At 67.8% G+C, this 12988-nt stretch carries 13 protein-coding genes and 3 pseudogenes; 14 read left to right on the top strand and 2 right to left on the bottom strand.

Annotated features, from left to right (window positions below; genetic code table 11):
* From ACFY00_RS37360 to ACFY00_RS37385, 6 genes and pseudogenes are all read left to right on the top strand, one after another.
* Positions 1 to 135, top strand: a pseudogene (locus tag ACFY00_RS37360) (IS5/IS1182 family transposase); the annotation flags it as partial.
* 316 nt (positions 136 to 451) lie between these two features.
* A pseudogene (locus ACFY00_RS37365) lies at positions 452 to 1705 on the top strand (IS256 family transposase).
* 58 nt (positions 1706 to 1763) lie between these two features.
* A complete protein-coding gene (locus ACFY00_RS37370) occupies positions 1764 to 2243 on the top strand; it encodes a hypothetical protein (RefSeq protein ID WP_388038517.1) in 480 nt (159 codons plus the stop codon).
* 766 nt (positions 2244 to 3009) lie between these two features.
* Positions 3010 to 3777, top strand: a complete 768-nt coding sequence (locus ACFY00_RS37375) for a hypothetical protein (protein WP_388038520.1) — start codon at positions 3010 to 3012, stop codon at positions 3775 to 3777.
* A gap of 176 nt (positions 3778 to 3953) precedes the next feature.
* Positions 3954 to 4124, top strand: coding sequence for a hypothetical protein (locus ACFY00_RS37380; RefSeq protein WP_388038522.1), 171 nt, complete (start codon positions 3954 to 3956; stop codon positions 4122 to 4124).
* A gap of 559 nt (positions 4125 to 4683) precedes the next feature.
* A complete protein-coding gene (locus ACFY00_RS37385; protein WP_388038523.1) occupies positions 4684 to 5778 on the top strand; it encodes a hypothetical protein in 1095 nt (364 codons plus the stop codon).
* A 16-nt stretch (positions 5779 to 5794) separates the two neighbouring features.
* Here ACFY00_RS37385 and ACFY00_RS37390 read toward each other — a convergent pair whose 3' ends face one another.
* Entirely contained in the window at positions 5795 to 6082 is a 288-nt protein-coding gene (locus ACFY00_RS37390) for a hypothetical protein (protein ID WP_388038526.1), read from the bottom strand.
* Between the two features lie 332 nt (positions 6083 to 6414).
* On the opposite strand from ACFY00_RS37390, the gene ACFY00_RS37395 reads away from it, so the two are divergent.
* The 8 genes and pseudogenes from ACFY00_RS37395 to ACFY00_RS37430 all read left to right on the top strand — a co-directional run bounded on the left by ACFY00_RS37395 (position 6415) and on the right by ACFY00_RS37430 (position 12220).
* Positions 6415 to 6993 (top strand): ArsR/SmtB family transcription factor, encoded by a 579-nt coding sequence (locus tag ACFY00_RS37395; protein ID WP_388038528.1) that lies wholly within the window; start codon positions 6415 to 6417, stop codon positions 6991 to 6993.
* A gap of 50 nt (positions 6994 to 7043) precedes the next feature.
* Entirely contained in the window at positions 7044 to 8300 is a 1257-nt protein-coding gene (locus ACFY00_RS37400; protein ID WP_388038531.1) for an MFS transporter, read from the top strand.
* Between the two features lie 168 nt (positions 8301 to 8468).
* A complete protein-coding gene (locus tag ACFY00_RS37405; RefSeq protein ID WP_388038533.1) occupies positions 8469 to 8627 on the top strand; it encodes a hypothetical protein in 159 nt (52 codons plus the stop codon).
* 262 nt (positions 8628 to 8889) lie between these two features.
* A complete protein-coding gene (locus tag ACFY00_RS37410; RefSeq protein WP_388038533.1) occupies positions 8890 to 9048 on the top strand; it encodes a hypothetical protein in 159 nt (52 codons plus the stop codon).
* 92 nt (positions 9049 to 9140) lie between these two features.
* A complete protein-coding gene (locus ACFY00_RS37415) occupies positions 9141 to 10250 on the top strand; it encodes a hypothetical protein (protein WP_388038536.1) in 1110 nt (369 codons plus the stop codon).
* Positions 10247 to 11596 carry a radical SAM protein gene (locus ACFY00_RS37420; protein WP_388038539.1) on the top strand — a complete coding sequence of 450 codons (1350 nt, stop codon included), beginning with the start codon at positions 10247 to 10249 and terminating at the stop codon, positions 11594 to 11596. Before ACFY00_RS37415 ends, ACFY00_RS37420 begins: the two co-directional genes overlap by 4 nt.
* 132 nt (positions 11597 to 11728) lie before the next feature.
* A pseudogene (locus ACFY00_RS37425) lies at positions 11729 to 11926 on the top strand (IS256 family transposase); the annotation flags it as partial.
* A gap of 120 nt (positions 11927 to 12046) precedes the next feature.
* Positions 12047 to 12220 (top strand): hypothetical protein, encoded by a 174-nt coding sequence (locus ACFY00_RS37430; RefSeq protein ID WP_388038541.1) that lies wholly within the window; start codon positions 12047 to 12049, stop codon positions 12218 to 12220.
* A gap of 30 nt (positions 12221 to 12250) precedes the next feature.
* On the opposite strand, the gene ACFY00_RS37435 is transcribed toward ACFY00_RS37430, so the two are convergent.
* Positions 12251 to 12382 (bottom strand): hypothetical protein, encoded by a 132-nt coding sequence (locus tag ACFY00_RS37435; RefSeq protein WP_388038543.1) that lies wholly within the window; start codon positions 12380 to 12382, stop codon positions 12251 to 12253.
* Positions 12383 to 12988: the final 606 nt, after the last annotated feature.

The following is a 12988-nucleotide window of genomic DNA, read 5'->3' on the forward strand; positions in this document are numbered from 1 at the left end:
GTCGTCGAACGCTGCTTCGCCAAGCTGAAGCAATTCCGGGCAGTGGCCACCAGGTTCGACAAGTTGGCCAACCGCTACCGGGCCGGCGTCGTCCTTGCTTCGCTGATCCTGTGGCTGCGAGCCGAAGAGCAATAACCCACCACAAGATCAATTACGAGACACGGCCTAGAAGAGCCCGCCGACCTCGAAGCGGTGTGGCCCCACAGACCGGGCAGTGACCTGGGCGGTCAACCTTCAGCGACAGAAACGAGCGTTGGTCAACCTTCGGCGGCAAACGGTCAAGGTTCAGTGGCACGAGACAGAAGAACCTGCCTGCGGGGCCCGACATAAACCCGGTTTACATCGCCGACCACGCCTGCACGGACCCGGTCTTCGCCACCACGGTGTAAACCGGGGTCTGTACAAAGAACGGTGTGACTCCCGATCAAGGAAGTAGCACCTGATGACAGGCATGACCGCCTCGGCCGAGGCCGTGGAGGCCGTGCGGCCGGTGGAGTTGCAGCTGGACGCCATGGACGACCAGTGGATCGGGCAGCTGGTCGACCGGGCCCGCGAGCGGGTTGCAGCCCACCGGCGCCGGAGGCCTGCTCCAGCAGCTCACGAAGAAGCTCCTGTAGTCCGCCTTCGAGGACGAGATGACGGACCACCTGGGCTACGAGAAGCACGATCCGGCCGGGGACGGCAGCGGGAACTCGCGCAACGGCACCCGGTCGAGATCGACGCCCCCCGCGACCGCGAGGGCTCGTTCGAGCCGCAGCTGGTCCGCAAGCGTCAGCGGCGGCTGTCCGGCGTCGACGAGATGGTGCTGTCACTGTCCGCCCGCCGTCTGACGCACGGTGAGGTCTCCGCGCACCTGGCCGACGTCTATGGCGCGGAGGTGTCCAAGCAGACCATCTCCACCATCACCGACCAGGTGATCGAGGGCATGGCCGAGTGGCAGAACCGGCCGCTCGACCCGGTCCATCCGGTGGTGTTCATCGACTGCGTGCACGTGAAGCTCCGCGACGGCCAGGTCGCCAGCCGGCCGATCTACGTCGCGCTCGCGGTCACGGTCGAGGGCACGGGAGAGATCCTCGGACTGTGGGCCGGCGACGGCTGCGAGGGCGCCAAGTACTGGCTGCACGTGCTGGCGGAGATCAACAACCGCGGCGTCGCGGACGTCTGCATGGTCGTCTGCGACGGCCTCAAGGGCCTGCCGGACGCCATTGCCGCGCTCTGGCCGCAAGCCGTCACGCAGACCTGCATCGTCCACCTGGTCCGGGCCTCATTCCACTACGCGGCCCGGCAGGACTGGGACAAGATCTCCAAGGCGCTCAAACCCGTCTGCACCGCGCCGACGGAAGAAGCCGCGCTCGAGCAGTCCGTGGAGTTCACCGAGCCCTGGGGCAGGAAGTATCCGGCGATCGTACGGCTCTGGGAGAACGCCTGGGCCGAGTTCGTGCCGTTCCTCAGCTTCGACGCCGAGGCCCGCCGGGTCATCTGCACCACGAACGCGATCGAGTCGGTGAACGCCCGGATCCGCAAGACCGTCCGCTCGCGCGGGCACTTCCCGAACGAGCAGGCCGCCTTGAAGTGCGTCTACACGGCGATCATGTCCCTCGACCCGACCGGAGTCGGCCGCAAACGCTGGACGACCCGCTGGAAGGCCGCACTCAACGCCTTCGAGATCGCCTTCGACGGCCGACTCTCCGCCAGCCGCCGCTAACTCAACCCAACCGAGTTACACCGTTCGATGGACAGACCCCAACCTGTCGCTGGAGCGAGTGGACCTGATCTCGGCCGTGCACGAGGCCGCGCACGCCGTCGCCGTGCTCGCAGGCCGCGGCCGCCTGCACCACGTGCAGCTCTCCACGCTCTCCCCGGACCCGGTCGTCGACGGCTCCAGCGGTACCACCCACTGGGACGCCCCGCTGCCCACCGACGAGGCGTTCGCGGCCGTGTTGGGGGCGGGCGAGCGGGCCGCCGACCGGTGGCTGCGCGAGGCCAGGCTGTGGACCCCCGAGCGGGCCGTGGCGGTAGAGACCGGCGTCTGGGCCGACCGTACGGCGCTCCTCGACTCGGCGAGCCCGTGCATGCTGGGCTTCGGCGAGGGCGCGGTCGACTACTTCGCCGTTCACGACCTCGCCGACACGCTGCTCGAGCCGCACTGGCCCGCCGTCACCACCCTCGCCGACCACCTCGTCCGCCACCGCTACCTGGCCGGCCATCAGATCGCCGACATCACCAGCCTGCCCAACCGCTGACCGCCGGCGGCGCTTGCCCGGCCCGTCAGCGAGGGGCCCGCCGCAAGCTCCGTCGGGGCCCTCACCCATGTCCGCGCTCGGCCGCGTCAGCTCCGTGCGGCTGGTAGCGATACCTGGCAGAGGATGTCCCGCCGGGAATCTCTCCCGGATCAAGGCCGGAGATCAGAAAATATCGCCTTCGATCCAGGTTCTAGAGATAGTCGAATGTACGCTGCTGCAATAAGAATATGACCAGAGGGTGCCGCCTATCCAAGCGTAAGGCTGAGTCGGAGCATCCTTCCCGTTTGCGCAGTGAGCCCTAGCCCGAAAAACGTTATAAACGCTGTTATAGGAGCAGTAGGCACCGAATGTAGTACCATCACTCCAGGTCTGACAGAGAGAGTCGGCCGGTATATATGCGGCCGATGCAGGGCCCGCAGAAACCATTCCAATCCCAAGCAAAAATGCAGACAGCGCCCCAATTACTGCCGTTCTGATCTTTCCCATTTCCCCTCCTTTTTCCTGGCGGTCCAGAAATTGAAGTCGAGAACTCCCGCCTCAGTGCCCTTAGATATTAAGTTGAGCCTGCGGGCGAGGTCAAGAAGTTAAAAAGGTAAAATTGTCGGGATTGTCCGATTAAAATAGGTGAAATTTGAAAAATCCAATCCCAAACATGGCATTCATCACGCCGCCGAGAGTGGAAGTTGGGTTGGGTGTCGCGCAATTCCTTGCAAGGTGGCAAACTGGCGAATTGGGTAGAAGTTTCCATGCTTAACACGATTACCGTATGAAAATCTCATATGGTAATTATTTCTCTTGGGTGACGTATCCGATGGCTGCCGCGGTGCGTGAGCGTGAGGAGCGCCGGGCGGCGGATGTCGCCGAGGCCGTCGACGCCGCCCACCGCGCCGCGGGCGCCCATGCCCTCCTCGATGCCGTGCCCGAGCAGGAGCAGCCCGGCGCGGAGCCGCTCCCGCAGGACGCCGGGGAGGCGGGGCGCGAGGATGGGCCGGGGCGGCGGGTGCTGCGGCAGACGGCCGCCGCGGCGCGCGAGCGAGCCGGGTGCCGGGCGGCGGTGGCCGCCGTCGGTACCTCTTTCCTCTGCTCGACACGCACGGCCCTTCCCCTCTCTACCTGCCACGGGGTTCACTGGATCCGCCATGAACGCACCCGCACCCGACAACAGCACCGCCGTCACCTGGACTTCCGCCCCGGCGACCGCTTCTACGCCTCACGTCGAGTGCCTGACCTGAGGATGCTTATCCAGTCAGGGGGAGATGTGACGGAGCCGTCGCGGAAGATGCAGAAGGAACTGGCCCGGGCCGGGTACCGGACGACCAGCGAAGTCGAGTTCGGAGAGGAGACGGTCTTCCTGTGGCATCCCGCCTATCACGACGGGTTCATGGCCATCGGATGGGCCGTCGGCCACGCTGGCGGATGGGGTGCCTACGGGCGGAAAGACAACGGCGACGGCGTACGCCTGGGCCACGCCAGCAACCTCGATCAGGCCTTCGTGGCCATCATCGAATGGGCCGCCGAGCACGGGCAGGTGTGAACCACGGAGTTCCGCGCAACGGTGATCCACTTCCGGATCCCGCTGGAGACGGTACTGCCCGCGCTGTCCTCCCTGCCGTGGGTGCTGACCCGTCCCACCGAGCAGGGCCTCTTGCCGACTCCTGTGGAGCGGTGTGCTCGCAGCCCTGGGCCGGGGTCGTCCATCACCCCGGGCAGGTGCCCGCCGACGTTCTGGACATCCTGGACGTCGAAGCCCGGCTCCCCTACCCGGTCCCGGCCGGCCACGAGCGGCAGCGGCTGGAGCTCCACAACGCCGAGGTCCTTCCTGGTATCCCCACCGGCGTGGGGCCGCGGTGGCAGGATGCCCGGCAGCCGGAGGGCACCTGACGGGACGGGAGTTGATGCGGGCGGCAGCAGGACCGAGAGCGGCAGCGGGTGGGTCCAGGCGTCGTCGACGCCCTCAGCCAGGAGCACGGCTGCGTATTGCGGGTCCACCAGGAGTGCTCCGGTGCCTGGCGGGTTTCCTGGCTGGACGGCCCGCCGTCATCACCGTCCGTGAGCGCCTGGCCGCCGACCTGCCCGGCCCGGCCGGGCGCCTGACCTGCTCCCGCGACCACACCACCCCCGTCGTCCTGCTGGGCGCGCTGCGGGCGCTGGCCTTTGGTTCGGCCCCCACGGACACCGACCTGCTCGCCGCCGAGGCCGCCGAGGCCGCCGAGGCCGCCGAGGCGCTGGCGGGCGTCGACGACCCGTGGGCCGCCGCCACCGAGCAGGAGCGGGTCGCTCTCCTGCGGCAGGGCGCGGTCGTGTCGGCGCCGTCGGTGGTGCCGACCGCCCGCGCCGCCGCACCCCCGGCGGATTCCTCCGCGCGGGAAAAATTGGAATCCTCCGCGCGGAGAAGTGAGGGGGCGGTCCCGGCGCCGTCTGCCGGGGCTGCGGCAAGGAGTTGCCGCCACACACCGGTCGGGGCCGGCCGAAGAAGAGCTGCAACCGGTCCTGCGAGTCGAAGGCGTACCGGCGCACCGCCGTCGAGCGCCGGCAGGACGCCCTCGCCGCCGCCCTTATTCCTCCTCGCGGAGGTAATGACGGCGGGCCGGAGAGCAGCCCGGTGCGGGCCGGCGCCCAGCGCCAGGAGCTGCTGGAGGCCGCCGCCCGAATCCAGCGCATCGCCACCGGCTACCTGGAGCGGATCGACGCCATCGCCGCCCAGGCCAGCGACGATGAGCGCGGGGTGGAGGTGCTGCGCCTGCTGGAGACCAGCCTCACCGCCCTGAGCGGCCGCATGCTGCGCCTGGGCCGCGCCATCCGCTACGAGACCCTGCACGGCGACGGCGACTGGTCGCCGCTGGCGGGGATGCCCTCCCAGCAGCAGGCGCCCGCCGCCCCCGTCGAGCCGACCCTCGTTCCTCCTCGCGGAGGTAATGGCGGAGGTGGCGAGGACGGCGCCGACGGCCGAATAGTCACGCGCGGAGGTAATGCTCCTGCTTCTCCGCACTCCCCCGCCGACCGGCCGCAGCCCGTCCCCGGCCCGGTGTCCGCCCCGTCCGGCGGAGCCGACCTCACTCCTCCGCGCGGAGGTAATCCGGCGAACCTCACTCCTCCGCGCGGAGATATTCAGGACGCCCCCGACACGGCCCCGACACCTCCGCGCGGAGAAACAGCCGCTGCCGCGCCCGCCCCCGAACCGGAGCCGAAGCCGAAGCCGGACCCCCTCGGCCTGGCCCCGATCGCCCGCCGCGGCCTGGACCTGGACACCACCGACTACGCCAGCGCGCTGACCGAGATCGGCCCCGGCTGGGAGATGCGCGGCTGGGCCACCGAGGACGACCTGTGCCTGATCGCCCGCGACGACCAGCTCGTCGGCTGGTCCGAGAACCGCGACGGCCACGGCTGGCTCGCCCTCATCGGCCTCGGCGAACCGCTCACCTACCTGGTCGACCCCCAGGACCGCCCCCTCCGGCACACCACCGCCCACCTCGCAGCCCACAGCATCGCCTTGGCCCTGCGCCAGGACCCGACCCTCGACCCGGCCCAGGCCTGAACCGCACCGCTGCACCTCACCGCCCCGGGACGGCCGTGGCCTCGGCCGCCGCGCGCAGCCGGGCCGCGACCTGGGCCGCCGCCTCCTGGGTCACCGCGTCCTCGCTGTCGGCCAGCAGCCCGAGCAGCTCCACTGCCGCGGTGAGCACCGGCACCGGCACCGCCGCCTCGCGCAGCAGCAGGAGTTGGACGGCGGCGCGATGGCTGGCGGACGCGGAAGGCCCGGTGGGTTCGGCGGCGGACAGCAGTGCGGTCAGTCCGGAGCCCAGGCCGGGCCGCCGGCGCTGGTGGGGGGAGTGCGTCATGCCCGGACAACCGCCCCGGGCCCGCCTGCGCCACGCCCACCCGCCCCGGTCCACGGACGGGTTTGTGCAGGTGAAACGCGCCGATGCCCAGGGGATTTGCGGCACCCGCCCGGCATGTCCACCGGGCAGGCTCCCGGTCCTGTCCGCCGCCGGGGCGCCCTGTCCAGCCCCCTGCCGCCCGCTACGGCCTGCCCAGGCCGGGTCGGTTCACAGCGATGAGCTGCCCGCATCACGGTTGGTGCGCACAGCCAGTCTGTATCCGTCCGATATTTCCTCGTATGGCCGACCATAGGGGGTAGATTCGAAAGAAAAACTTCGGATATTATGACGCTATGCAGCTTCCCCGTACCCCCGCCCGGACACCTCTGCGCATCGAGGACCCGAAGATCATGCGAGCCCTTGCCCATCCCGCCCGACTGGCGATCATGGCGCGCCTTTCGGAGGTCGGCCCCGGCACAGCCACGGAGTGTGCCGAAGTCACGGGCTTGTCGCCCTCCGCCACCAGTTATCACCTGCGCGCACTGGCCGATGCCGGCCTCATCGAAGAGGCGGAGCACAGTGACGGTCGCAAACATCTGTGGCGTGCCCGCTCCTCGGGCATGGTGGTCGCGGGGGCCGCTGAGGATGCCGGGGCCAGCCGGCACCTGCTGAGGGAGGTGCTCTCTCGAAGTGATCGCCAGTTGGAGGAGTGGCTCGAAGTCGAGGCGTCCGAGCCCCAGGAGTGGAGGGATGCCCTGTCCTTCCTCAATGCCCGGGTGGAGCTTCTTCCTGAAGAACTGCTCGAACTGCTCAGCCAGGTCAACGAGTTGATGGAGCGTTTCTCGAGCCGCTCGCGCGAGCGGGCGGTCGAAGGGCGGCGGCCGGTGGCGATCTCACTGAGAGCGGTTCCCGAAGCCAGTACTTCGAAGTAAGAACTTCGAAGCTTGTTGCGAAGCAAGCTTCGAAGTATTACCTTCGGAGTATGACTTCGGCCGCCACCAGCGGCCGTCTCCCCGGGCACGTGACGGCCATCGCCGGCGCGTTCCTGGTGTCCTGCATGGGAGACGGACTCGCCATCACAGCCCTGATGCTCGACTTCCACGACCGGGGGGTCGGAAGCGCAAGCATTACCGGCCTGTTCACGGCCATGTCCTTGCCCGCTATCGTCTTCGCCGATCTCGCCGGGCGGGTAGCCGACCGGTACCCCGCACGCCGAGCGCTCCTCCCGGCCGGCGCCGCCCTCGTGGCTGTCTGCTTCGGGATGGCTTTCATAAGTACTCCAGTCCTCCTGATCCTGCTGCTAGCAGCCCTCTCGGGGCTGATGGCGGTAGCCGCCCCGGTCTTCACCAAGACCGTTCTCGACGCCTCACCCGGTCCGCTAATGAGCAGAGCCGCCGCACAGGTCTCCATGGCCACAAGCCTCGGATTCCTCATAGGCCCGGCAGTCGGCGCCATCCTCAAAGACGCTGTCGGTCTCCGCGGCGTCCTGCTGGTCGACGCCGCCACGTACCTCGTGGTCCCCGCTGTGGCCCTGCTGCTCCCCGCCCACTCCGGCGCGGAGCAGGAACACACCACCTCGCAACAGCCTTCGAGTCCACCGAAATCAGGCCTCCAACACGGGCTGCGCATCCTGATCCGAGAAGCACCGGCAGCACGCGTCGTCGTCCTGGGCACCGCGCTCGCCTTCACACTCCAGATCACCAACGTCGTCGAGGTGTACCTCGTCCGGGACGACTACCAGGCTTCGTCCTTCATGTTCGGCCTGGTGACGATGGTCTGGGCCGCAGGACAGATTCTCGGTAGTGGCATCGCCGGGCGGATCCTCGCCCAACGATCCGCCCAGCCGGCTGCCACTCTGACAGTCGTCGCCGTCGGCCTTGCCTTGGCTACCGCCGCGATACTGAACAGCCTGCCAGCACTGTTCGCCCTCATGCTCGCCGCCGGAGCCGCAAACGGTGCTTTCGGAGTCGCACGCCAGACCACACTGGGACGAGCCGTCGAACCCGAGCACCGCGGAAGCGCAGTCGCTGCGCACTCGGCACTCCTCAACACTGCCACAGTGCTCGCGCTGACAAGCTCCGGTGTCCTCGCCACCATGGTGGCGCCCCGCCCTCTTTACGCTGCCGCAGGAGCTCTCCTTCTGCTCCTCACAGCCACCGTCTACCTCGTGCACCGTAAGCCTGTGCCACGTGAAGGTGCGGTTGAAATCGCCCGGGTAGCCCGGGATGTGACGTCGTAGAAGCGTCGCCCACAGACTGGTCCTCGCTCCCTGCACGGAGCGCCGGACCGACCGCGGACCAGCCGTGCTGCACCTGTGCCGCCCGGAATGGTCTGGGGGTTCGTACCGAACGCGGGACCTGCACGTCCCGCGTCACCCAACTGATCCACTCTCACCAAGGAGTATGGCATGACCACTCTTGAGCTGCGCCTGCAGGCCCTGAACGCGGAGCTGGCCCAGGGCGAGCCGATCATGGTCCACGAGGACAAGGTCGTCACCGCCGGCGACCTGCTCTCGGACGAGAACCTGCCCGGCCTGTGGAACATCCTCAACGGCGGCTGCTTCTGACTCTTTCACTACCGGCTACCTCGTGCACCGTAAGCCTGTGCCACGTGAAGGTGCGGTTGAAATCGCCCGGGTAGCCCGGGATGTGACGTCGTAGAAGCGTCGCCCACAGACTGGTCCTCGCTCCCTGCACGGAGCGCCGGACCGACCGCGGACCAGCCGTGCTGCACCTGTGCCGCCCGGAATGGTCTGGGGGTTCGTACCGAACGCGGGACCTGCACGTCCCGCGTCACCCAACTGATCCACTCTCACCAAGGAGTATGGCATGACCACTCTTGAGCTGCGCCTGCAGGCCCTGAACGCGGAGCTGGCCCAGGGCGAGCCGATCATGGTCCACGAGGACAAGGTCGTCACCGCCGGCGACCTGCTCTCGGACGAGAACCTGCCCGGCCTGTGGAACATCCTCAACGGCGGCTGCTTCTAAGCACTCCGCAACCGGGGGTGCACGCCGTGGCGTGCACCCCCGGTGCCTCTCCACCTACCAGCAGCCACTGAGACATGGAACCGGAGCACGCCGTGACCACCGCCCCTGCCGAAACCACGATCGACGCCCGTGTCCTCAAGGGAGTCGAAACCCTCTTCGACGGCTACGCGCACCTGCAGCCGACCGACACCCTGCTCGTCATCTACACCCCGGACTGCCGAGACCAGACCTCTTTGCTCGTCCTCACCGCCCGAGACCGCAACGTCGCCACCACCACGCTTGCCATGGCACCGGTGGAAGACCGTACCTTCCACGAACGCCTCAAGGCGGTCCTCCCGGCCCCCGAGAGCCTCCCTGGCCGCCTCGTCGTCATCACCATCGAACGTGACACCATGTCGCACGCCCACATCCTGCGACACGAGATCGACAAGTACGGCGACCAAGTCCTGCCGATCCGCATCATCAACGGCAGCTGGGACTTCTTCCGCCTCGCCCTCGGACCCACCCCGGAGGAGCTCAGCGCCCTCAACACCGGCCTACTCGAACGCTTCCTCCACGCCAAGCACCTCGCGGTCACCACGAGTTCCGGCAGCGAACTCGAGATCACCCTCGACAACGACCGCTACCGCTGGCTCAGCAACCGCGGCATCTGGCGGCCGGGTTCCTTCGTCATCCTCCCCGCCGGCGAAGTCGCCACCTATCCCGCCTCGGTCACCGGCCGACTCGTTGCCGACGGCGCCTTCAACGTCAACAAGGCCGTGCAGATGGACGCCCGCTTGGGCGACAACCCGCTCACCGTCGAGATCAAGAACAGCGACGTCACCTCCTACCACTGTGCGGACCCCCTCATCTCCACCCTCTTCGCCCGCTGCCTCCAAAGCGACCACGGCAACCACGTCGGCGAGCTCGGCTTTGGAACCAACACCGGCATCGACGGTTTCATCGGGATGAACTCGCACATCAACGAGCGCCACCCCGGAGTCCACATCGGCTTTGGCCAGCACGGCCAACTCCTCGAAGTCGTCGAATACCTCACCGACATCCACATCGACCTCATCACCAGCGACGCCGTCATCCACATCGACGGGGACCCTACCCCGATCGATTCTCGCTTCCTGACCCCTAGCGACCAGCCCCACCCCGCCAACGTCAGCGACGAGGACATCGACGGCGACTGCTGCGGTGCCCGGACGCCGCGATGACCATCCTGCAGCCCAGCCGCTACGCCATCTACAGCGACAACCTCTACACCAACGCTGCCGGAAAGCGCCTGAGGCTGGTTTACGGCACGCGGCGGGCAGTCCCCATGGCCCTCGACGAGCAGACTGCAGACCAACTACGCGCAGGACGCGTTCCCACCACCGACGCCGCTCTGCTCCAACGCCTGATCGACACCGAGATCGTTGTTCCCGCCGCAACCGGCGAGATGGACGTTCTCGTTGAGCGATCCAGGAAAGCAGCCCAAGCCGACGGCTACCGGTCCTTCACGCTGATGCCTACCTCCTACTGCAACATGGGCTGCACATACTGCGGTCAGCAGCACACCAAGGGGCGCCTTCCTGCCGACCACCGAGCAGCCGTCGCCGCCCGGGTCGAGCGGGCCATTAAGGCCCCCAGCACCCAAGAAGTAAAGATTCGCTGGTTCGGTGGCGAACCAATGATGGGATATGCCGTCCTGTTGGACCTCAGCTCCCGCTTCACTGCAACTGCCGACCAAAACGGCGTCCGCTACAGCGCGATGATGGTCACCAACGGCTCACTTCTCACCCTGCGCAAGCTCCACCGGCTCCGGAACGACGGCCGCATCACCAAGCTGTGCATCACCTTGGACGGTCCCAAGGAGATCCACGACCGTAGCCGAATCCTCAAATCCGGCGGAACGTCCTTCACCCGCATCACCTCGCTCGTCACCGAAGCCCTCGCCGACCAAGACCTGGCCGACGTCTCCTTCGAGCTGCGGACGAACGTCACCAAGGACAACGCAGACCACATTGACACCTATCTGCACCACATGGCGGAGACAGGCCTTGCGCATTCCCGGGTCACCTTCACGCTGGAACCGGTCCACGCCTGGTCCAACGACGTGTCCGGCATCGCACTCAACGCCACCACCTACGCAGCCCGCGAGTCGGCCTGGCTGACCACCATGACCGACCTTGGTCTAAACTTCACGATCCTGCCCACAGCATCCAAGCCGGTCGTTTGCGCAGCCGTCACCAAACGCTCCGAGATCATCAGCAGCACCGGAGCCATCTTCTCGTGCAGCGAACAACCATTGGTTCCGCAAGCAGAGCAATCGCAGGCGCTCGCCCGCATCAGCGACAACACGCTCGCAGACCTCCGCCCGAGCGGGCCGTTCGATTCCTGGCACGACCAACTCCAGAACAAGGAAGTCCCCTGTAGCAAATGCCCGATGCTCGGCATCTGTGGAGGATCCTGCCCCAAACTCTGGTCCGAGGGAATCTCTCCCTGTCCTAGCTACAAACACAACTTCCAACACCGTCTGGCTCTGCTTGCCCGTAAGCACCAGCTGACCCCGGTCACCTGAGCTTGAGGGAGTGTCTGATCAACGGTGTAACCCGATCTGACAGGGTGGGTCGCTGACCTGCCCGGGAAGAGGAAGCACCGCGCGTCTGACGTGACGATTCACGCCACGGAGTCCGAGGTCGAGGCTGCCGGTGTGAAACCGGCTGCCGAGCGCCAGGACGCGCTCGACGACCAGCTCATCGGGCAGCTGGTCGACCGGGCGAGGGCCGAGGGCCTGACCGGCGCCGGCGGGCTGCTGCAGCAGCTCACCAAGAAGATCCTGGAGTCCGCCCTTGAGGGCGAGCTCACCGACCACCTCGGCTATGAGAAGCACGACCCGACCGGCGCCGGCCGCAAGCTCTGGATGACCCGCTGGAAGGCGGCCCTCAACACCTTCGATATCACGTTCGAAGGCCGCCTCTCCGCAGGCCGCTGACCATCAACTGACCAGGGGATTTACACCGTTGTTGATTTGACACTCCCGTGGCTGGAGGGCCAGTTCCAGAAGGTCGTAGCCGAGCTGGTCACCATGTTCCAGCACATGAGCGCCCGGTCCCCGCAGGCCGACCGGCTCCTGGTCGGCTACCCCCGCCTCGCCTCCCGTGCCCTCTCCCTGGCCCTGCGCCAGGACCCGGCCCGGACCTGACACGGACCGGTGAACCCGCCGTCCCGGACCTCACCGGTCCGGGACGCCCTCGGCGGCCGCGCGTAGCCGGGCCGCGACCTGGGCCGCCGCCTCCCGGGTCACCGCATCCTCGCTGTCGGCCAGCAGCCCGAGCAGCTCCACCGCCGCGGTGAGCACCGGCACCGGCACCGCCGCCTCGCGCAGCAGCAGGAGCTGCTCGGTGGCGCGGTGGCCAGCGGATGCGGTGGGCCCGACGGGCTCGGTGGTGGGCAGCAGCGCGGTCAGCCCGGCGCCCAGGCCGGGCCGCCGTGAAGTAGGGGAGGGGGAGGGATGCGTCCTGCCCTCCCAACCGCCCCCGGCCCACCCGGGTCACGCCGCCCGCCCGGCGGTTGTCCAGGGGATTCGCGCCAATGTCCAGGGGAAACGCGGCACCTGCTGGGCCTGTCCACCACTGCCCGCACCGGGCCGCGGCCGGGGCCGGCCACCCGCCCTCGATCTGTCTCCATTTGCCTCTCCTGTATACCGACAGAGGCGTTTTTCCCAGGTAGGAGTGTCGCGCGACGCCATCTGTGTCCACCTGTGTCCAGCGTCCGGCCCGGCCGCCCGGCGGCCTGGAACGGAGCGTCGCGGACTGTCCCAGGACCGCCCCACGCCGCCCGCTATGTCCGGTTCGCCGGGGTGAACCTGGGGCTGTCCTAGGGAGCGTATTTGGTCGTGATCAAGGGGTGGTCCTGGTGAGGTCCTTGATCCAGATCATCGCGCCGCGAAGCTGGAGGCCGGCGAGGTAGC

The organism is Kitasatospora sp. NPDC001540, from assembly GCF_042894345.1.
GTDB classification, from domain to species: Bacteria; Actinomycetota; Actinomycetes; order Streptomycetales; family Streptomycetaceae; genus Kitasatospora; species Kitasatospora phosalacinea_C.

Coding starts and splice junctions, on each gene's coding strand:
- ACFY00_RS37395 (WP_388038528.1), top strand. CDS start 6,415: ATGCAGCTTCCCCGTACCCCCGCCCGGACACCTCTGCGCATCGAGGAC.
- ACFY00_RS37375 (WP_388038520.1), top strand. CDS start 3,010: ATGAAAATCTCATATGGTAATTATTTCTCTTGGGTGACGTATCCGATG.
- ACFY00_RS37400 (WP_388038531.1), top strand. CDS start 7,044: ATGACTTCGGCCGCCACCAGCGGCCGTCTCCCCGGGCACGTGACGGCC.
- ACFY00_RS37405 (WP_388038533.1), top strand. CDS start 8,469: ATGACCACTCTTGAGCTGCGCCTGCAGGCCCTGAACGCGGAGCTGGCC.
- ACFY00_RS37420 (WP_388038539.1), top strand. CDS start 10,247: ATGACCATCCTGCAGCCCAGCCGCTACGCCATCTACAGCGACAACCTC.
- ACFY00_RS37410 (WP_388038533.1), top strand. CDS start 8,890: ATGACCACTCTTGAGCTGCGCCTGCAGGCCCTGAACGCGGAGCTGGCC.
- ACFY00_RS37390 (WP_388038526.1), bottom strand. CDS start 6,082: ATGACGCACTCCCCCCACCAGCGCCGGCGGCCCGGCCTGGGCTCCGGA.